Raw genomic sequence first — 19,089 nt, forward strand, 5'->3', positions numbered from 1 at the left:
TCCTCCTGCTACCGCCGGGCCTTCGCCCGTGCCGAGGGCTTCGCCCGGGTGACCTTCTTGGCCGCCGCCTTCTTCGCGGAGGCCTTCTTCTTCGCGGGAGCTCTTCCGCCCGCCTTCTTGGCCGCCGCCTTCTTCACGGGAGCCTTCTTCGCCGCGCTCTTCTTCGCCGAAGCCTTGCCAGCGGCCTTCTTCGCCGCGCCCTTCTTCGCCGACGCCTTGCCGCCCGCCGCCTTCTTCGCCGCAGCGGCCTTCTTCACGGCGGCGCCCTTCTTCACGGAAGACTTAGCACCCGCCGCCTTCGCGGGAGCGCCCTTCTTCGCGGAAGCCTTGCCAGCCGCTGCATTCGGGGCAGCGCCCTTCTTCGCCGGAGCCTGGGTGCTCGCGGACTTGGCGGCGGGAGCCTTCTTCGCCGCCGGCTTCGCGGGAGCCTTCACCGGGGCAGCCGTCGCCACGGTCGGCTTCTCGGTGGAAGCCTTCGGGGCCTTGGGCGCCTTCGGAGCCGCCGGCATCTCGGGAGCCTCACTGGCGTCGGGGGCGGCGGCCTGCGTCTTCGCCTTCTTGCCACCCGTGCGCGCGGGCTTGGACGCGGCGCCGTCGGCCGGAGCCTCGCGGGCGTCGCCGCCCTCCTTGGCCTTGCCGAACTCGCGCATCGCGTCGTCCACGAGGCCCATGCTCATATACGCGACGCCCAGGTCGTGGTGGTCCGTGGGGGACAGTCCTTCCTTCGTCCCCTCACGCAGCTTCGCCAGCGCGTCCTGCACCTGGGGGTCCTCCTCGGGCACGCGGCCCTCGTCCCCCATCTCACCCTTCAGCTCCCGGCCCAGGTCCACGCCGCCCTTGTCTTCCTTCGACGGGGCGACCTTCACCTGGGCTGGCTCGGAGGGGGAGGCACTCTCGCTCTCCTCGGTGGGCGTGCTGTTTTCGGTCGGCAGGTTCTCAGGCATGGACGGCTCCGGGGCGATCCGCTGCAGGTGATCTTCGAGCTTGGCCTTGCGTTCCTTCAACTCCAACACGCGAGCGCGGTCCTTCTCCACCACGTCGGGCGGCGCCTTGGCCACGAAGTTGGGGTTCTCCAGCTTGCGCAGGATGCTGGCCGCCTCCTGCTCCGAGCGGGCCATCTCCTTGCGCAGCCTGTCCCGCTCCGCGTCCAGGTCGACGAGCCCCGCCAGCGGCACGTAGATTTCCAGATTGGTCGCCATGAAGGCCGCCGCCTGGGGAGGCTTCGGACCCGGGGGACCCACCTGCACGTCGGACAGGCCCGCCAGGGGCAGCAGGTAGCCGCGCCAGCGCTCCAGCAGCTCGCGCGTGCGAGCGTCCGGGCTCTGCACCACCGCCTTCAGCTTGGTGGCCGGAGACAGGTTGCTCTCGCCCCGGATGGTGCGCAGCCCTTCGATGGCCGCGATGACCGGCGCCATCTCGGACTCGGCCGCCTCGTCCACCAGCGCCGTGTCCGGCGTCGGGTACGGGGCAATCATGATGCTCTCCGTCGGCCGGGTCATCGGCAGCTTCTGCCAGATCTCCTCGGTGATGAAGGGCATGAACGGGTGCATCAGCCGCAGCACTCGGTCCAACGCGTAGACGAGCACCGCGCGCGTGGTGTCCTTCGCCGCCGCGTCCTCGCCGTAGAGCGAGCCCTTGGCCAGCTCGATGTACCAGTCACAGAGCTCCGCCCAGAGGAACTGGTACAGCGTGGAGGCGGCCTCCGCGAAGCCGTAGACCTCCAGCGACGCGCTGGCCTCCGTCGTCGCGCGCTGCAGCCGCGAGAGAATCCAGCGGTCCGCCAGCGTGAGCGGCAGCTCCTTCGGCGAGCGCCCGTCGTACTGGTACTCGCCCATGTTCATCAGGGCGAAGCGGCTGGCGTTCCACAGCTTGTTGCAGAACGCCTTGTAGCCGGCGAGCCGGTCCATCGACAGCTTGATGTCGCGGCCCTGCTGGGTGAGCGAGGCGAGCGTGAAGCGCAGCGCATCCGCGCCGAACGCGGGCATGCCCTGCGGGAACTTGTTCTTCAGCGTCGCGTTGAGCTGCTCGGGCTTGGCGCCGAGGATGATGTCCAAGGGGTCGATGACGTTCCCCTTGGTCTTGGCCATCTTCTCGCCCTTCTCGTCGCGCACCATCGCGTGCAGGTAGACGGTGCGGAAGGGCACGTCGCCCATGAAGTGCAGGCCCATCATCATCATCCGGGCGACCCAGAAGAAGATGATGTCGTGGCCCGTCTCCATGACGGACGTCGGGTAGAAGGTCTTCAGCTCCGCGGTGTCGCGGGGCCAGCCCAGCGTGGAGAACGGCCAGAGCGCGGACGAGAACCAGGTGTCCAGCACGTCCGGGTCCTGGATGAAGCTCTTGCCGCCGCACTTGGGGCAGGACTCCGGAGTCGTGCGCGCGACGATGGGCTCCGCGCGAGCGAAGTCCACGCCGCCCACCTTCACCGTCGGGGCATCCAGCGGCAGGTCCGTGTCGTCACCCTGCCGGGGGCTGCACGACGTGCAGTAGTACGCGGGAATCTGGTGGCCCCACCACAGCTGGCGGCTGACGCACCAGTCGTGGATGTTGCGCATCCAGTGGAAGTACGTGTTCGTCCACGTCTCGGGGACGAACTTCGTGCGGCCCTGCTCCACCGCCTCAATCGCGGGACGCGCCAGCGGCTCGATCTTCACGAACCACTGCGGCGACAGGCGCGGCTCCACCACCGTGGTGCAGCGCTGACACGTGCCGATGGACAGCTTGTGCGGCTCTTCCTTCTCGAGCAGCCCCTGCTCCTGCAGGTCCGCCAGCACCGCCTTGCGCGCCTCGAAGCGGTCCATGCCGGCGTACTTGCCGGTGTCCTTCGTCATCCGCGCCGCTTCGTCCAGGATGGACACCATCGGCAGCTTGTGACGCAGGCCCGTCTGGTAGTCGTTGAAGTCGTGCGCGGGCGTCACCTTCACCACGCCGGTGCCGAACTTCGGGTCCACCAGCTCCGCGTCCGCGACGATGGGAATCTCGCGCCCCGTCAGCGGCAGCACGACGAGCTGGCCGGCCAGGCCCAGGTAGCGCTCGTCCTCGGGGTGGATGGCCACCGCCGTGTCGCCCAGCATCGTCTCCGGGCGCGTCGTGGCCACGGTGAGCGTGCGGTCGCTGTCCTTGATGGGATAGCGGATGTGCCAGATGGAGCCGTTCTTCTCCTCGTGCTCGACCTCCAGGTCGCTCAGCGCCGTGCGGCACGAGGGACACCAGTTGATGAGCTTCTGGGCCCGGTACATCAGGCCCTCTTCGTACAACCGGACGAAGACCTCGCGGACCGCGGCGGACGACTGGTCGTCCATGGTGAAGCGCTCGCGGCTCCAGTCGAGCGACGCGCCCAGGAAGCGGTGCTGCTCGCCGATGCGGGCGCCGTACTTGCCCTTCCACTCCCAGACGCGCTTGAGGAACGCCTCGCGACCCAGGTCGTGGCGGCTCTTGCCCTCGGTCTTCTTCAGCTCCTTCTCCACCACCATCTGCGTGGCGATGCCGGCGTGGTCCGTGCCGGGGAGCCAGAGCGCGTTGAAGCCGCTCATCCGCTTCCAGCGCGTGAGGATGTCCTGGATGGTCGCGGTCAGCGCGTGACCGATGTGCAGGCTGCCCGTGACGTTGGGCGGCGGCAGGACGATGGAGAAGGCGGGCTTGTCGGAGGTCGCCGCGGCGCGGAAGTAGTCGCGCTCGAGCCAGAAGGCATAGAGGCGAGCCTCGACCTCGGTGGGCTCGTAGGCCTTGGAGAGTTCGGTCGTGTCGGTCATTGAAGACGGCCAGCCCCCCTGAGGAGGGCCGGCGGGAAGGTCAGGAGGTTTGGGGCGAGGAAGTTCGCCTCAGTGCTGCGTCTCTCGGTCCTTGATCAGCCGCTCGAGCTCCTCGCGGATGATCGTCTCCGCGAGCTGCGGTACGACCTCCCAGGCAATCTTCTCGATGACCTCGCGGGACGCCTTGGACAGCGCCTCGCGCAGCAGGGCCTCGCCCCCATCCGCGGCGGGACGGGCGACCGGAGCGCCCCTCTGCGCGGGCGCGGGAGGCGCCACGGGACCACCGATGTCGAGCGAGATCTCCTCGGCGCCGCTCGTGTCAGGCAGCGAGTCCTCGATGCTGATGGCGGGCTGCGCGGCCACCGGCGCGGGCTGCGCGGCCGGAGCCCCCAGCCCGAACGGATCCCTCGCGCGGGCCGCCGGCTGAGGCGCGCCACCCTGGATGGGAGGAAGCGGCGTGGCACCCGGCGGACGCGGCAGCGGCATCCCCGGCCCCGGAGGGACACCCGGACGGGCCACCATGCCCGGAGCACCTGGGCCCGGAGGCATGCCCTGACGCGGCGGCATGCCCGGCGCGGAAGCTCCCGGCGGAGGCGGTACACCCGGACGCGCGACGGCGCCCGGCGGCATGCCAGGACCCGGAGGACGCGGCGCCATGCCAGGACCCGGAGGCATGCCCGGACCCGGAGGACGCGCACCCGGCCCCGGCGGCATGCCAGGACCCGGAGGACGCGCGCCCGCGGGCCCCGGCGGCATGCCAGGACCCGGAGGACGCGGCGCCATGCCAGGGCCCGGAGGCATGCCCGGTCCCGGAGGACGCGGCGCCATGCCAGGACCCGGAGGCATGCCCGGACCGGGAGGACGCGCACCCGGCCCCGGCGGCATGCCAGGACGGGCACCCACGGGCGCCGCGACGGGCGCGGGCTGCGGCGCCACTGGAGCGACGGGCGTGGGGGAAGAACGAATCACCTGCGTGGCGATGGAGGCCGGCAGGGTGTTGGACTTCTGACCGACCAGCGCCTTCACCTTGTCGAGCAGGATCTGGCTCTCGAAGGGCTTGGTGATGTGGTCGTCCGCGCGGGCGGCACGGGCGCGGTTCTCGTCGAAGGCCTCGAAGGTGCCCGCCAGCAGCATCACCGGGATGGCCTGGGTGGCGGGGTCGTTCTTCAGCGCCTCGCAGACTTCGTAGCCACTCTTGCCCGGCATCACCACGTCGACGAGGACGACGTCCGGACGCGATTCGCGCGCGCGCGCGATGGCATCCATCCCGTTGTCGACCACGGTCACCTGAAAGTCCTCGGTCGCGAAGATCATGCCGATCACCTTGCGGATGGTGAGCGAGTCATCGGCGACCAGCAGATTCTTGGGCATCGGTATCGGGCCTCGGGGGCGTCGACCCCCCTGAATTCGTTGAGAAATCCGACCGAGAAAACCTGCTTCACGGCACGGTATCAAGCCCGGCAGCTTACGGTTCGCGCTCCGGGGCGATCAAGAAAACATGCGCTGCAGGTCAAGGAACAGCACTGGCTCCGGCAATCCAGGGACACGGAAGGTGCCCGCGGTGTCGTCCGGCTCGAAGCGCTGCAGGACTCCAAGCACCCGCGTGGCCGTCAGCCCTACGTTACGTCCGGCCAGCTCCGCCAGCAGGAAGAATGGCTCCGGCGCGGGTTGGGCCCCCAGCAGCGCTGGAACCGAACAGATGGGCCATAGGACCTGGGCATGGGGAAAGATACCGGCCACCGGCCCGCTCTGCACGGGCAGGACGCTGAAGGCCTCGCCCCGCTCCACCACCTGGGACACGAAGGCCAGGGGGACGCCGAACAAGCGCCCCTGTGACTCGAAGACGAGCGCCCGTTCAGGCACGGACTCGGCCCAGTGCACGGGGCGCGGGGGAGCAGGCGCGGCCCGAGGGCCCACCCGGTGCGGCAGCGCCTCCGCGATGAGCTCCAGGTAGAGCTTGTCCTTGTGCAGCACCGCGCCCCGGCTCAGCGGGGCCAGCGAGTCCGCCAGGCCCGGTGGCAACAGGAAGAACGGGGCGCGCGCGACATCCGCGACCTCCACCACCGAGCGGACCCGCACCGCGAGCGTCGGGCTCACGTCGAGCACCACCACCATGCCCACGTCCGGCTCCGGCGCGCCGCCGAGCAGCGCCGCCAGGTCCTTCACCTCGAGCACGCCCCGCAGGTTGCTTCCATGGGTGCCCGGCATCGCCACTTCCATGACGGAAGTGGCTTCCACGGCATAACGGGTCTCCCCGGCTTCGACGAGCAAGCAGAGTCGGCGACCGCTTTCGAAGGGCGACACGGGAGCGACCCTAGCAGCGTTCCGATGGATGGTGCTAAGCCATGCGGGAGATGGCGCGCATCCTCCTCGTCGACGACGAAAAGATCGCCCGCACCCTCTACGGCGACTACCTCACGGCCGTGGGGCACACCGTCACGGCGGTGGCCACGCTCCACGAGGCCCGGCAGGCGCTCGCCGCGGACCGCTTCGACGCGGTGGTGACGGACCTCATCCTCCCCGGTGGCGACGGCATGGAGGTCCTCCGGTACGTGCGGGAATACCACCCGGGCGTGGAGGTCGTGGTCATCACCGGCCTCGACAAGGTGGACCCCGCCGTGCGCGCCATCAAGAGCGGCGCCGCGGAGTACCTGGTCAAGCCGGTGGCGCCCGAGGCGCTCCAGCACGCCGTGCGCCGCGCGCTCACCACGAGGGACTTGATGCAGGAGAACGCCTCCCTGCGCCGACATGTGGCGCTGTTGGAGGCCGGACAGCGCCTGGCCACGACCCTGGACCGGGAGAAGCTGGCCACCGCCACCACCAGCGCGCTCGAGTCCATGGCCTCCGCCAGCGCCATCGTCCTGCTGGAGCGCGACACCACCTTGGGCCTGCGCTCCCAGGGAACGCGAGGGCTTCCCACCGGCACCGAGGAGACGCTCGTCGCCTGGCTGCGAGGGCAGCTGCGGGAGGCACGCGCCCCTCGCGAGTTGGAGGTGCCGGACGTCCCCTTCGCGCGCGGCCTCTCCTTCCCCGCCGTCGAGGGAGACGCGGTGCTGGGACACGCGGTGCTCTTCTACACGGATGACCGGGACACCGAGGCCAGCGCCTCCGAGGCCGCCAGCTACCTGGTGCGAAACTGGGCGCTCGCGCTGCGCAACCTGGGTCGGTTCGCCGCGGTGGAGGACCTGGCGTACATCGACGACCTCACGCGCCTGTTCAACACCCGCTACCTCCACCTCATGCTGGACCGGGAGTTCCAGGACGCGCCCCAGACGCAGCGGCCCTTCAGCCTGCTGTTCCTGGACCTGGACCACTTCAAGTCCATCAACGACAACCACGGCCACCTCGTCGGCTCCAAGCTGCTGGTGGAGACGGCGCGCGTGGTGAAGGGCTGCGTGAGAGACCACGACGTCGTGGCGCGCTACGGCGGCGACGAGTACGTGGTGATGCTGCGCAACACCGACTCGGGCGGCGCGCTCAAGGTCGCCGAGCGCATCCGGCGCACCATGGAGACCCACCAGTTCCTGGCGCGCGAGGGGCTGTCACTCAAGCTCTCCACCTGCATCGGCGTGGCGAGCTTCCCGGAGCACGCGCGGGACAAGGCGACGCTGCTGGATTTGTCGGACCGGGCCATGTACCGCGGCAAGCGCGGCACCCGGAACGTCGTCTACATGGCGGCGCAGGACCTGGAGGCCCCCCCGGCGGAGCGCCGCCAGGGGAGCACCGGCTCCTAGCCCTGAGCTCAGCGCCGCATGCTCCCGACGGTGAGGCGCTTGATGATGCTCGGCTCCGTCGCGTCGCTCCGGGCGCCCTCCTTGCCCACGGCCTCCACCGACTCGTGCGGGGCGCCGGAGATGATGAGCTTGAACTTCTCCACGGCCTCTTGCGCGTGCTGGGCCTGCTCGGGGTCCAGCCGGGCGATGAGCTGCCAGAAGAGGGCGGCGTGCTCTCGCTCCTCGTCCATGACGTGGCGGAGGACGGCCTTGGCCTCCTCGTTGTCCGTGGCGTCGATGTGGGCGGCGTAGAGGTTGATGGCGTCCAGCTCCGCCTCGATGTTGAGCCGGATGGAGCGGGCCAGCTCGGAGTCGGTCATCTTCCGAGGCACCAGCGAGTGGAACGGGTCGGTCTGCGGCATGTGAGGCCCTCCGAGGCCGGGAGGCGACGTCCAGGGGATGGGGCGGCGCGGGAAGAACGCGTGGAGCATCCGCGTCCCAGGCGGGCCGGTCAACGGATTCCCTCCAGGCGCGTTGCGTGGGATGGGCCCCCTCCGTCATGCTTCCCGACATGGAGATTCCCGCGCCGCTCGCCCAACTGCTCCAGGCCCTGGACGCGGGGGACCTGCCAGCCGCGCGCACGGCCGCGGCGGCGCTCCAACGCTCCGGCCTCCACGCCACCCAGCTCGCCGCGGAGGTGCTCCACGAGCTGCGCCAGCCCCTGCTCGGGGTGAAGGCCTACGCCCAGATTCTCGCCGAGGACGGCGGCCCCACCGGCCCCCTGCGCCTGCTGATGTCCCAGGTGGAGCGGATGGAGCAGATTGTCTCCGACTTCATCCGGCTCGCCAGCGAGCGCCACGCGCCCCAGCAGCGCCTGTCCCTGGCGGCCCCCATCTGGGCCGCGGCGAAGCTCTTCAGCGTCAACCCGGACTCCTCGCGCATCTCCCTGGAGGTGGAGGCCCCGGAGGACATTTCCGTGCAGGGCAACGCGCGCCTCATCGAGCAGCTCACCCTGAACCTGCTCAACAACGCGCGCGACGCCATGTCGGGGCGCGGCCGGGTGAAGGTGGTGCTCACGCGCGAGGGCTCGGAGCCCGTGCTGTACGTGGCGGACTGGGGGCCTGGCATCCCCGACGAGCTGCGCGAGCGCATCTTCGAGCCCTACGTCACCGCCAGCAAACGCGGCACGGGCTTGGGGCTCGCCGTGTGTCGGCGCATCGCCCAGGAGCACCACGCGCGCATCGACCTGGCCCCGCTGGAGGTGCTGCGAGACGTGCCGCCGCCCGCCACGGTGTTCCGCGTGCGCTTCCCCGCCTCGGACACGGCGCCCGGACGGCGCAAGCGCCTGCTGGTGGTGGACGACGAGACCATCATCCGGATGGTGTTCCGGGACTTGATGGGCAAGGAGTGCGAGGTCATCGAGGCGGCCAGCGGCGAGGAGGCCCTGGACCTGCTGCGTGAGTCGCCCGTGGACCTCATCGTCACGGACAAGAACCTGCCGGGCCTGTCCGGGCTGGAGCTGGCGCAGCAGGCGCGCCGACTGTCCGCCACGTCGCGGGTCATCCTGATGACGGGCTACCCGTCGCTGGTGACGACGCAGCAGGCGCTGGAGCTGGGCGTGGTGGACTACCTGCTCAAGCCCTTCGACGACATCCGCGAGGTGCGCAACCTGCTGCGCTCCACGCTGGCGGCGCCGCCCATGCAGCCCGGCGCGGTGGCCCAGGTGACGCGCGTGGACGTGCTGGAGGACAACCCCACCACGGCCGCGCAAATCGCCGAGGCGCTGGAGCTGATTGGCCTGGAGGCCCGGGTGCTGCCCACCTCGGAGCTCATCGCGCTGGAGCCGCCCGCGGGCGTCGTCGTCAGCTGGGACTTCGCGCCGGCCTACGGGCGCAAGGCGCTGGAGCTGGGCAAGGCCCTGGCCCAGGGCGCGCCCTTCGTGGTGCTGGCCGAGCACCTCACCATGGAGACCGCGCTGGAGTCGCTGCGCGCGGGCGCCACGGCGTGCCTGCCCAAGCTGCTGTCCGACACCACGGCGCTGAGCCGTGAGCTGAGCCGCGCGTTCAAGAAAGGCGTCCCATGAGGCTTGCGCTCCTGTCCGTCCTGCTGCTGGGTGTGGCGTGTTCCTCGGACAAGCCCCCGGTTCAGGGCGAACCGGACGCGAGCGGCCCGGTGGACTCGGGCTCGGACGCGGGGACTGACGCGGGGCCCGGAGAGGAGGACGCGGGGAGCTGCGAGCCACCTCCGTCCGTGCGCGAGTCCGTGCTCGTGCCCGGGCTGAACAACCCCCGTCGCCTCGCCGTGGACGCGACGGACATCTACATCTCCGAGTCGCACTCGCTGCGGCCCCAGGCCGATTACGGCGATGGTCAGGTGCTGAGGCTGTCTCGCGCGGATGGAACGGTGAGCTCGCTCGCCAAGGGCTTCCGCTCGCCAGACGCCATCGCGGTGGACGCCAGGAACATCTACGTGCTGGACCAGGGCGGGCTGTGGCGCGTGGACAAGGCCACCGGTGAGCGCGGCACGGTGCCCATCGAGGCTTCCCTGAACGGTGTCATCACGGGAGGCACCGACGTCCGCCTGGGGCGACTGTCCGGCAAGGACGTCCTCGTCGTGGCGACCGGGGCACGGCGGCTCGTCCGCGTCGACACGACAGGAGTCTCCCCTTCGTCCCTGGTGCTCTTCGAGGGCACCGTCGACACCCAGGTCCGAAGCGCGCGCATCGACGGCACCGACGTGTGGTTCCTCGTCACGGGAGGCACCGAGCCGGGCCTCTACCGCGTCCCCCTGGACCTGGACACCCCCGCGCAGCGCGTGGACGCGAGCATCACCACGGGCACCTCCCTGGAGCTCACGCCCACGCACTTCCTCATCACCGAGGGAGGCGGAGGCACCGGCCGGCTGCTCAAGCTGCCGCGCGCCGGAGGCGAGGCCCGCGTGCTCGCGGACGGCCTGCAAGGCCCCCTGTTCCCGGTGGAGCTGAACGGGGCCGTCTACTTCAAGGACGCCGTGGCCAGGTCCCCGGCCTTCCTGCGCCGCACCCGAGGCTGCCCGCCCGGCACCTCCGACGCGGTGGGCCCCGAGGGCACCGGCCCGGGTGGCCTCCTGGTGGACGGCGACACCCTGCTCTTCACCTCCCAGGAGAGCGGCACCGGGGGCGCCGTCGGCCGGGTGCCCTGAAGTCCCCTGCCCGCGTCTCCCAGCACCCGGAAAGACAACGGCCCCGGCGCCTCGAAAGAGGCATCCGGGGCCGAGGCCAGCTCACCCACCAGGTCCCGAGCCGTGAAGCCCGGGACGCGGAGCGTGGCTCAGTACTCCATGTCGTCGCCGCCGTAGTCCGGCATGCCGCCGCCGCTACCACCACCGCTGCCGCCCTTGGACTTGCCCTTCGGGCGCTCGGCGACCATGGCCTCGGTCGTCAGGAGCAGCGAGGCGACGGAGGCCGCGTTCTGCAGCGCGGTGCGCTCCACCTTGGTCGGGTCGATGACGCCGGCCTTCTCCAGGTCCTCGTAGACGTCCGTGCGCGCGTTGTAGCCGAACGCGCCCTTGCCCTCGCGAACCTTGTTGATGACCACGGCGCCCTCGACACCGGCGTTGCTGGCGATCTTCCGCAGCGGCTCCTGGAGCGCGCGGCGGATGATATCCACGCCGAAGTTCTGCTCGCCGCCCGGCTTGAGCTGCTCGAGCGCCGGCAGCGTGCGCAGGTACGCCACGCCACCGCCCGGGACGATGCCCTCCTCGACGGCCGCGCGAGTCGCGTGCAGCGCGTCCTCCACGCGGGCCTTCTTCTCCTTCATCTCCGTCTCGGTGGCCGCGCCGACGTTGATGACGGCCACGCCGCCCACCAGCTTCGCCAGACGCTCCTGGAGCTTCTCACGGTCGTAGTCGCTGGTGACGGTGTCAATCTGGCCGCGGATGAGCTTGATGCGGCCTTCAATCTCTTCCTTCTTGCCGGCGCCATCGACGATGGTGGTGTTGTCCTTGTCCACCGTGATGCGCTTGGCGCGGCCCAGGTCGTTGAGGGTCAGGTTCTCGTACTTGTGACCCAGCTCCTCGCTGACCACCATGCCGCCGGTCAGCGTGGCGATGTCCTTGAGCATCTCCTTGCGACGGTCGCCGAAGCCCGGCGCCTTCACCGCGGAGACGTTCAGCACGCCGCGAATCTTGTTCACCACGAGCGTGGCCAGCGCCTCGCCCTCGATGTCCTCCGCGATGAGCAGCAGCGGCTTACCCGAGCGCGCCACCTGCTCCAGGATGGGGACCATGTCCTGCATCGAGGAGATCTTCTTCTCGCTGATGAGGATGTACGGGTCCTCCGCGACGACCTCCATCCGGTCGCGGTTCGTCACGAAGTACGGAGAGATGTAGCCGCGGTCGAACTGCATGCCCTCCACGACCTCGAGCGTCGTCTCCAGGCCCTTGGCCTCCTCGACGGTGATGACGCCCTCCTTGCCCACCTTCTCCATCGCGTCCGCGATGATGGTGCCAATGGTCTCATCCCCGTTGGCGGAGATGGTACCGACCTGGGCAATCTCCTTCTTGTCGGAGGTGGGCTTGGAGATCTTCTTCAACTCCGCCACCACCACCTCGACCGCCTTGTCGATGCCGCGCTTGAGGTCCATCGGGCTGTGGCCCGCGGCCACCAGCTTCAGGCCCTCCTCGTAGATGGCCCGAGCCAGCACGGTCGCCGTCGTGGTGCCGTCGCCCGCCTTGTCGGAGGTCTTGGACGCGACCTCCTTCACCATCTGCGCGCCCATGTTCTCGAACCGGTTCTCCAGGTCGATTTCCTTGGCGACGGTGACGCCGTCCTTGGTGACCGTGGGCGAACCAAAGCTCTTCTCGATGACCACGTTGCGGCCCTTGGGGCCAAGCGTCACCGCGACCGCGTCCGACAACGTCCGGACGCCTCGCAGGATGGCCTCACGCGCGGACTGGTGGAAGAAAATCTCCTTCGCTGCCATCGCAACCTCCTGATGTTACTTGGAATTTTCGTGGATACTACGCAGGTCGTTAGCACTCGACCCTGGCGAGCGCCAACATAAGGGCCGGGCCAACGATGTCAACCAGGAAGGGCGGACGTGTGGCCGAGCGGACGGCCCGACGCGTGCCGGGGAGGAGCCTTTCGAGGGCTACTCGGCGAAGCGCATCAAGGTGAGCAGTTGGCCCATGTCCAGGGGCTTGTTCAGCGTGAGGGCCACGCCCTTGCGCAGGCCGCGCTCGGTGACGCTCCCGTCCGCGCTGGCCGTCATCAGGAGCACGGGGATGGCCTGGAAGCGCGGGTCGCCCTTCAGCTGCTCGGTGAAGGCGATGCCGTCCATGTGGGGCATGATGTAGTCGGTGATGACCATGCCCACCTGGTTGCGCTCGAGGATGTCGAGCGCCTGGAGCGCATCCGACGCCGAGTACACCGTGTACCCATGCATCTCCAGGAAGCGAGAGAGCAAGGTGCACAGCTCGAGGTCATCGTCGACGACAAGGATGTTCACGGGACGGAACGCCGCACCAGCACGGGCGGCGGAACGTAACAGCCGCCCCTGTCGTTGACAACGCACAGCGGGGCTTCTTATGAGCCGGGCCATGGAGAAGCGGACGGGGAAGCGATCGGGGTCGGGGGACCCGAAGGCGCGGCTGGAGGCGGTGGCGGACGCCTTCGAGGCGGGCGATATCGAAGCGGCGCTGGCACAGGTGGAAGGTCTGCTTTCGGACGCGCCGGAGCTGCCGGAGGCCCTGCACTACCGGGCCGCGGCGCTCGCGGAGCTGGGGCGTCTGGAAGAGGCCGGCCGGGCCTATGGCCAGGCCCTCAAGGTCGCCCCGGAGGACCTGGAAATCCTCCTGGGCGCCGCGGACTGCCTGGTCTGCCGGGCCGGAGAGGACCGGGAGGCGGTGGAGGAAGGCCTGGGCCTGTGCGCCCGGGGCAAGCGCCTGGCCCAGCGCGAGGACGACGTGGAGATGCTCTACGAGTTCCTCCTCCTGGAGGGCATGGGGCTCAACCAGATGGGCGAGTCCGAGCAGGCCCTGGCGAGCCTGGAGGCGGCGCTCGGGCACGTGCCGCGCTCGGTGGATGCGCGGCTGGAGCGCGGCATCGCCCTGTTCGAGCTGTGCCGCTTCGAGGATGCGCGCGCCGGCTTCGAGGCGGTGCTGAAGGACGCGTCCGACGAGGCGTGGGCCCACCACTACCTGGGGCTGATGGCGGAGCGGCGGGGGGACGAGAAGGAGGCGAAGAAGCGCTTCGCCAAGGCGCAGTCGCTGGCGTCCGAGGAGTTCCCGCCTCCGGTGGAGCTGGCCGAGGCGGAGTTCGACCGCGCGGTGGAGGACGCGGTGAAGGCCCTGCCCCAGCACGCCAAGCAGTACCTGGACAACGTCACCATCGCGGTGGAGGACCTGCCGTCGGAGGAGGACCTCCTGGGACAGTCCCCTCCCCTGTCACCGAGCATCCTCGGCGTCTTCCGGGGCACGCCCGTGGGCGAGCGCAGCGTGACGAACGCGTACGACCACTTCCCCGCGTCCATCGTGCTGTACCAGAAGAACCTGGAGCGCTTCGCGAAGACGCGCGCGGAGCTCATCGAGCAGATTGGAATCACGGTGATGCACGAGGTCGGTCACCTCATGGGGTTGGACGAGGACGACTTGTGGCTGCGGGGGCTCGACTGACGGCGGCGGCCGAGCGCTGCTGCTTCAGCGCGGCGAGCGTCTGGCGGATGCCCTCCGCGTAGGGCGTCTTGGGCACGTCACCGAGCAGGTGGCGCAGCTCTGAGTCGTCCATCAGCACGGGCTGCGTGTGCAGGTAGTGCATCTCCACCAGCTCGCGCATGAACGGGTCGAAGAGGCCGACGAGGCGGATCATCCCCTTCCCCATCGACATGAGCTTCGCGGGGCGGCCGACCTGTCGGTAGATCTCCTCGACGAGCTTGCGCTGGCTCGTCACGCCCGCGCCGGCGAGGTTCCACGAGCGGCCGTAGGCGCGAGGCTCGTCCATCAGCTTCGTCACCGTGGGGCCCACGTCGGGCACGTAGATGAACTCGTGTGGCGGGTCGATGGGGCCGATGAGCTGCGCGCGCTTGCCATCCACGGCGGCGACGAAGGCGCGGTACAGGAAGCTGAGCTCGACGCCCGGGCCGTAGAAGTCGGGGAGGCGGAGGATGGTGCCCTGAATCCTCCCGGCGGCGTGCTCGGCCAGGAGGAGGTCCTCCTGCTCCTTGCGCATGCGGCCCTTGAAGGTATGGGGCTCGCGCGGATGGTCGTCCTTGACGGGCGTCGTGCGCGGCAGGCCGTAGGGGTAGACGGTGCCGATGAGGACCACCTGCTTGACGCCCTCGGCGATGGCGCCGTCGAGCGTCTTGCGCATCAACTGCGGGTGCAGGTGGAACTGCGCGTAGTTGACGCCGACCATGTAGACCAGGGTGTCGACGCCGTGGGCTGCGGCGCGGACCGACGCCGGGTCGTCCGGGTTCCACGTCACGACTTCCGCGAGCGGGTCCGCGCCGAACTCGGACTGCAGGGAAGCCTTCGAGCGGCCCACCACCCGGTAGGCCCGTCCCTCGGCCTTCAATGCGTTGGCCACGCTCTGGCCGATGACTCCCGACGCTCCGAACAACGCCACCTTGCCGGCCATGATGCGCTCCTTTGCGAACATCGAGATATTTATGAACGCCGTTCTTTGAACACCGTTCATTTACTGGTGGCCGTTCGAATCGTCAAGTCCTAGGGTTGAGGGCATGGGGATTTCGGAGCGCAAGGAGCGGCAGCGGGCGGAGCTGCGGGAGCAGATCCTCCGGGTGGCTCGGGAGATGGTGGTGAAGGAGGGGTTCAGCGCGCTGTCGATGCGCAAGCTGGCGGAGGCGGTGGAGTACGCGCCCGCGACGCTGTACCTGCACTTCGAGAACCGGGAGGCGATTGCCCGGGAGCTGTGCGTGCGGGGCTTCGGGGAGCTGTTGGCTGCGCTGGAGCCGGGGGCGGCGGTCACGGAGCCGTTGGAGCGGCTGTCGGTGATGGGCGCGGCCTATGTGAAGTTCGGGCTGGAGCACCCGGAAACCTACCGACTCATCTTCATGGAAGACCCCAGGCTGTCGACCGAGCTCTTCCAGGGCGGCCCGGATGGAGCGGGGCCACGTTCTTTCGGCCTGTTGGCCCGTGTGTTCGAGGACCTGAGGTCAGCGGGCAGGATTGCAGACAAGGCGGACCCGGGGCGATTGGCGGAGACCGTGTGGGCCGGGTTGCACGGGATTGTGAGCTTGAAGCTGACGTGCGCGGCGTTCCGGACGTCCGCGGAGGAGTTGCGGGAGACGTTGACCCAGACGCTGGTGCACGGGCTGCCGGGGTTGAAGCCGGCGCGGTGAGCGTTGACGAAGCCGGGAGGGGCCGGCACTAATCAGCGGTGGTAGGGCCTCCGGACCTGGTGGCCGGCCTGGGCTTCAAACCCAGTGAGAGGCGTTGAGAGACGTCTCTGGCGAGTTCGATTCCCGTGCCCTACCGCCACTTCATTGGCCGCAAGCTCGCCGAAAAGCTGGGAGCCACTCCGCTCAGCAGCAACTCAAACGAGGCCCAACTTGATGGCGAATTAATCACAATCAAATGCACCAAGCCAGCCACTGATAGCCTGGGCGTCACTTTCCTGATGCTAACGCCGAGAGCATTGAGTTGAGGCAAGGATAGGCAGGGACGAAACCAGGCGGCGAGCTTTGCGAGCGGGGTGGCTGATCGCAGCCGCCGCACCACCCTGTCCAGCGCGTCGAGAGCCCGAGGGGCGAGCTTGGTTCGCCGATGAGGCCCCCTTCGTGCGGCGCGCCATCTCCACCCGGGCGAAGCGGGCGGAGACGGCGGGAACGACTCACCCCGGGTTCAACTCCAGATCAGAAACACAGGTAGTTGTCGCCCCAGCCATGCGGGTCTGAGCCCTCATCGACGGAGACGCAGCGCTTGTTGCGGTTCAGGAGAACGGGAAGCACACACAGACATCGCCAGAGCATCGGCCATAGGCGAAACCGGCCTCGATGCACTCATTGACGCAGTTGCCAGCACAATAGGAAAGCGGCTCCGCGGGCGCGGCGACCGCCAGCGTGGCACCGAACGACACAGCCGCCCCCGTGACAACGGCAAGCAACACCTGAATGACCTTCTTCGCGGAACCGAGCATCGTACCCTCCCAGGTGGGTGTGACAGGGACTTCCAACTCGCTCACGGCGACAACGTCTCAAAGGATAGCAGGTCGTCCGAATCTTCCACGCCACCTCTCGGGTGAGGCCTCCCTCATCCCGCTCATGGCGACATCCACACACACCAGACCAACGCACCGCACCACGGCCCGAGCCCCGAGGAGAACTCGGTGCCGTGTTGAATCACGCGCGGCGACTCGTCACGTCATGCGCTCAAAAGCTCCCTCCCAGACCCAACATCATTCCCCCCTGAGACACCGCCACCGATGGAAGCACGTTGACCTCCGACGGCTCCGGGGGCGCGCTGTTGGCGGCATGAGACACCTCATACCCGATGAATGAGCCCAGGACGGAGCCCGCCAGGGCGGAGACAGAGACGAGTGCGAGACGATCTCGTTTCTGAGCAAGAAGCAGCGCCGTCACGGCGCCAGTCCCCGCTGCCGACCCCGCTCCAATGAGCGTTCCAGTCCACGTCCCCTTTCCACCCAGGAGGTGCGCCCCCCACATGATACCAATAGGCGCTCCCACTGCCGCTCCCAGGAGATAGCCACCGAACAGTTCGTCAGCGCATGGGATCCATGCCGAATAGTCCGTACACGCCAGGCCGCCGACGAAGGTCCCGGGGAATCCCATGGCCAGACCTGTCACCGACATGGCTCCGATTTCCACCGCGATGCGCGCGCTCGTATGCAGGACCTCTCGCATCGGTGACTCGGACGACGGGTCCGTCACCGGGAGCACCTTGCTCGGCTCCGTGGCCGGAAGGGCCGCTTCCCCTGGCTGTGGGTCATCAGTGGCCGCGAGCGCGAGGCCCGGGGCCAGAAACAGCAGCGAGAGCAGCAGGGACCGCGTCAACAGGTTGCGCATCGTGGAGGTTTTCATGTGCACGCGACAGTGCAACCCAGAGACCTGTCCCCTGTTCCCAGGAGTTTCCAGAGGATGAGTCGCATGCGGCCGCGCGGAGGTGGAGTTCGTGTGCAGCTCTCTGCACAAATCCTCCCAACAGGCGCGTAATCGATTGTCCAGCACCAGACCCCGGCGCAAGTGCTTACCACCTGCGCCAGCAGTGCATCCCTGGAGGTTCAGGAGAACGGGAAACAAACACAGAACCACGGCACGAGCCTCCGCTGATGGCCTGATGCGGCGTTGAATCACGCGCGGCGAGTCGTCACGTCATGCACTCAAAAGTGCCCACCCAGCCCCAACATCATTCCACCCTGAGACACCGCCACCGACGGAAGCACGCTGACCTCCGTCGGGGCTGGTGGCGCGCTATTGTCGGCATGCGACAGCTCATACCCGATGAAGGAGCCCAGGATGGAGCCCGCCAGGGCGGAGATGGAGGCGGCTGCGAAACGATCTCCGTCATTCGCCACAAGCAGCCCCGTCAGGGCGCCAGCCCCAGCTGCCGATCCCGCGCCAAGGAGCGTTCCAGTCCACGTCCCCTTTCCGCCCAGGAGGCTCGCGCCCCACATGATGCCAATGGGCACGCCCACCGAGGCTCCCAGGACATAGCCAATGGCCGCCCCGCCGAGGCAGTCCCCGCTTCCCGGGGAGTTCCTACATAGCGCGTCGCCGATGAAAGCCCCGGGGAGTCCCATGGCGAGGCCCGTCACCGACATGGCTCCGACTTCCGCCGCGATGCGCGCACTCGTATGCAGGACCTCTCGTACCGGTGACTCGGACGGCGGGTCCTTCACCGGGAGCAACTTGCTCGGCTCCGTGCCCGGAAGGGCCGCTTCCCCTGACGGCGGGTCATCCGCGGCCGCGAGTGCGAGGCCCGGGGCCAGAAACAGCAACGGGAGCACCAGGGACCGCGTCAACAGGTTGCGCATCGTGGCGTTTTTCATGTGCACGCGACAGTGCAACCCAGAGACCTGTCCCTTGCTCCAAGGAGTTTCCAGTGGATGCGCTGCACGCGGCCACGTGGAGGCGGAGCTCGTGTGCAGCGCTCTGCACAAGTCCTCCCAACGTGCGCGTAATCATTTGTCCAGCGTCAGGCCTTGGCACGGCGCCAGAGGCTGGGCTCCACGCGAGTCACGCGTCACCCCCGCGGCGGTACAACACCGCGCAGCAACAATGACTCTTGAAGCAGGTGCCGCAGCTCCGCCCCTTCGAGGACAGCCGATTCCGGAGCCCAACCGTATTGGAGCCGCGAGAGCACCCAAGGCTCCTTCTCGCCCAGCTCCGCCCAGGCCTCTTCTCCCAGCTCCGGGGGAAGGTCGTCCTGTCCCTCGGCGCGGTAGGCCATGAAGACGTCGGGCAGGCTCATCCCCTGCCCCTCCGGGGAGAAACGCTCGGCGAACTCCTCCGCGGGCTCACGCCCGGAGAGGTTCTTCAGCGAGAGCGCATAGGCCAGGAACTCGCCGATGACGCCGTTCGGGTCGTCGGAGACATCGAGGCTCGGGCCTTCCAGGCGAACAGTGCGCATGTCTCCACCAGGCTAGCAGGGCTTCCCCCGCTTCACGACGG

Annotated in this window: 15 protein-coding genes and 1 tRNA gene; 6 read left to right on the plus strand and 10 right to left on the minus strand. The window is 68.9% G+C overall.

Annotation, left to right across the window (positions count from 1 at the left end; genetic code table 11):
• Positions 1-8: 8 nt before the first annotated feature.
• The 3 genes from LZ199_RS41120 to LZ199_RS41130 form a co-directional block, all read right to left on the minus strand.
• Positions 9-3,752: a valine--tRNA ligase gene (locus LZ199_RS41120; RefSeq protein ID WP_253999270.1), complete on the minus strand. Its 3,744-nt coding sequence runs from the start codon at positions 3,750-3,752 to the stop codon at positions 9-11.
• A gap of 69 nt (positions 3,753-3,821) precedes the next feature.
• Positions 3,822-5,123, minus strand: a complete 1,302-nt coding sequence (locus LZ199_RS41125; protein WP_253999271.1) for a response regulator — start codon at positions 5,121-5,123, stop codon at positions 3,822-3,824.
• A gap of 117 nt (positions 5,124-5,240) precedes the next feature.
• Positions 5,241-6,056 (minus strand): chemotaxis protein CheW, encoded by an 816-nt coding sequence (locus LZ199_RS41130; protein ID WP_253999272.1) that lies wholly within the window; start codon positions 6,054-6,056, stop codon positions 5,241-5,243.
• A 50-nt stretch (positions 6,057-6,106) separates the two neighbouring features.
• Here LZ199_RS41130 and LZ199_RS41135 point away from each other — a divergent pair, with 50 nt between their 5' ends.
• Positions 6,107-7,486: a GGDEF domain-containing response regulator gene (locus LZ199_RS41135; protein ID WP_253999293.1), complete on the plus strand. Its 1,380-nt coding sequence runs from the start codon at positions 6,107-6,109 to the stop codon at positions 7,484-7,486.
• Positions 7,487-7,494: 8 nt separating this feature from the next.
• On the opposite strand, the gene LZ199_RS41140 is transcribed toward LZ199_RS41135, so the two are convergent.
• Entirely contained in the window at positions 7,495-7,887 is a 393-nt protein-coding gene (locus LZ199_RS41140) for a demethoxyubiquinone hydroxylase family protein (RefSeq protein ID WP_253999273.1), read from the minus strand.
• 149 nt (positions 7,888-8,036) lie between these two features.
• Between LZ199_RS41140 and sinK the strand changes: the two genes are divergently transcribed.
• Both sinK and sinM read left to right on the plus strand, forming a co-directional pair.
• Positions 8,037-9,548 carry a hybrid histidine protein kinase/response regulator SinK gene (gene sinK, locus LZ199_RS41145; protein WP_253999294.1) on the plus strand — a complete coding sequence of 504 codons (1,512 nt, stop codon included), beginning with the start codon at positions 8,037-8,039 and terminating at the stop codon, positions 9,546-9,548.
• Positions 9,545-10,645 (plus strand): signal integration modulator SinM, encoded by a 1,101-nt coding sequence (gene sinM, locus LZ199_RS41150; protein ID WP_253999274.1) that lies wholly within the window; start codon positions 9,545-9,547, stop codon positions 10,643-10,645. Before sinK ends, sinM begins: the two co-directional genes overlap by 4 nt.
• A 128-nt stretch (positions 10,646-10,773) precedes the next feature.
• Here the strand turns inward: sinM and groL are convergent, their stop codons facing one another.
• Together groL and LZ199_RS41160 are read right to left on the minus strand one after the other, a co-directional pair.
• Entirely contained in the window at positions 10,774-12,426 is a 1,653-nt protein-coding gene (gene groL, locus LZ199_RS41155) for a chaperonin GroEL (RefSeq protein WP_253999275.1), read from the minus strand.
• A 168-nt stretch (positions 12,427-12,594) separates the two neighbouring features.
• Complete coding sequence (locus LZ199_RS41160; RefSeq protein ID WP_176433714.1) at positions 12,595-12,951, minus strand: response regulator; 357 nt, start codon at positions 12,949-12,951, stop codon at positions 12,595-12,597.
• Between the two features lie 91 nt (positions 12,952-13,042).
• Between LZ199_RS41160 and LZ199_RS41165 the strand changes: the two genes are divergently transcribed.
• On the plus strand, positions 13,043-14,116 hold the full coding sequence (locus tag LZ199_RS41165; RefSeq protein WP_253999276.1) for a metallopeptidase family protein: 1,074 nt from the start codon (positions 13,043-13,045) through the stop codon (positions 14,114-14,116).
• Here the strand turns inward: LZ199_RS41165 and LZ199_RS41170 are convergent.
• Positions 14,070-15,077, minus strand: coding sequence for an NAD-dependent epimerase/dehydratase family protein (locus tag LZ199_RS41170; RefSeq protein WP_253999277.1), 1,008 nt, complete (start codon positions 15,075-15,077; stop codon positions 14,070-14,072). The two genes, LZ199_RS41165 and LZ199_RS41170, sit on opposite strands and share 47 nt — an antisense overlap.
• Positions 15,078-15,180: 103 nt before the next feature.
• On the opposite strand from LZ199_RS41170, the gene LZ199_RS41175 reads away from it, so the two are divergent.
• Positions 15,181-15,801 carry a TetR/AcrR family transcriptional regulator gene (locus tag LZ199_RS41175; RefSeq protein WP_253999278.1) on the plus strand — a complete coding sequence of 207 codons (621 nt, stop codon included), beginning with the start codon at positions 15,181-15,183 and terminating at the stop codon, positions 15,799-15,801.
• Positions 15,802-15,841: 40 nt separating this feature from the next.
• A tRNA-Sec gene (locus tag LZ199_RS41180) sits at positions 15,842-15,940 on the plus strand.
• A 451-nt stretch (positions 15,941-16,391) separates the two neighbouring features.
• On the opposite strand, the gene LZ199_RS41185 is transcribed toward LZ199_RS41180, so the two are convergent.
• The 3 genes from LZ199_RS41185 to LZ199_RS41195 form a co-directional block, all read right to left on the minus strand.
• Positions 16,392-16,598: a hypothetical protein gene (locus LZ199_RS41185; protein WP_253999279.1), complete on the minus strand. Its 207-nt coding sequence runs from the start codon at positions 16,596-16,598 to the stop codon at positions 16,392-16,394.
• A gap of 1,200 nt (positions 16,599-17,798) precedes the next feature.
• On the minus strand, positions 17,799-18,467 hold the full coding sequence (locus LZ199_RS41190) for a hypothetical protein (RefSeq protein WP_253999280.1): 669 nt from the start codon (positions 18,465-18,467) through the stop codon (positions 17,799-17,801).
• A 194-nt stretch (positions 18,468-18,661) separates the two neighbouring features.
• Positions 18,662-19,048 carry a hypothetical protein gene (locus LZ199_RS41195; RefSeq protein ID WP_253999281.1) on the minus strand — a complete coding sequence of 129 codons (387 nt, stop codon included), beginning with the start codon at positions 19,046-19,048 and terminating at the stop codon, positions 18,662-18,664.
• Between the last annotated feature and the right edge of the window lie 41 nt (positions 19,049-19,089).

It is taken from the genome of Myxococcus qinghaiensis (assembly GCF_024198215.1).
GTDB lineage: Bacteria > Myxococcota > Myxococcia > Myxococcales > Myxococcaceae > Myxococcus > Myxococcus qinghaiensis.

Bases quoted from the DNA above. Each gene is read 5' to 3' on its own strand.
- groL (WP_253999275.1), bottom strand. From the start codon at position 12,426: ATGGCAGCGAAGGAGATTTTCTTCCACCAGTCCGCGCGTGAGGCCATC.
- LZ199_RS41195 (WP_253999281.1), bottom strand. From the start codon at position 19,048: ATGCGCACTGTTCGCCTGGAAGGCCCGAGCCTCGATGTCTCCGACGAC.
- sinM (WP_253999274.1), top strand. From the start codon at position 9,545: ATGAGGCTTGCGCTCCTGTCCGTCCTGCTGCTGGGTGTGGCGTGTTCC.
- LZ199_RS41140 (WP_253999273.1), bottom strand. From the start codon at position 7,887: ATGCCGCAGACCGACCCGTTCCACTCGCTGGTGCCTCGGAAGATGACC.
- LZ199_RS41170 (WP_253999277.1), bottom strand. From the start codon at position 15,077: ATGGCCGGCAAGGTGGCGTTGTTCGGAGCGTCGGGAGTCATCGGCCAG.
- LZ199_RS41165 (WP_253999276.1), top strand. From the start codon at position 13,043: ATGGAGAAGCGGACGGGGAAGCGATCGGGGTCGGGGGACCCGAAGGCG.
- LZ199_RS41125 (WP_253999271.1), bottom strand. From the start codon at position 5,123: ATGCCCAAGAATCTGCTGGTCGCCGATGACTCGCTCACCATCCGCAAG.
- LZ199_RS41175 (WP_253999278.1), top strand. From the start codon at position 15,181: ATGGGGATTTCGGAGCGCAAGGAGCGGCAGCGGGCGGAGCTGCGGGAG.
- LZ199_RS41120 (WP_253999270.1), bottom strand. From the start codon at position 3,752: ATGACCGACACGACCGAACTCTCCAAGGCCTACGAGCCCACCGAGGTC.
- sinK (WP_253999294.1), top strand. From the start codon at position 8,037: ATGGAGATTCCCGCGCCGCTCGCCCAACTGCTCCAGGCCCTGGACGCG.
- LZ199_RS41190 (WP_253999280.1), bottom strand. From the start codon at position 18,467: ATGAAAAACGCCACGATGCGCAACCTGTTGACGCGGTCCCTGGTGCTC.
- LZ199_RS41185 (WP_253999279.1), bottom strand. From the start codon at position 16,598: ATGCTCGGTTCCGCGAAGAAGGTCATTCAGGTGTTGCTTGCCGTTGTC.
- LZ199_RS41135 (WP_253999293.1), top strand. From the start codon at position 6,107: ATGGCGCGCATCCTCCTCGTCGACGACGAAAAGATCGCCCGCACCCTC.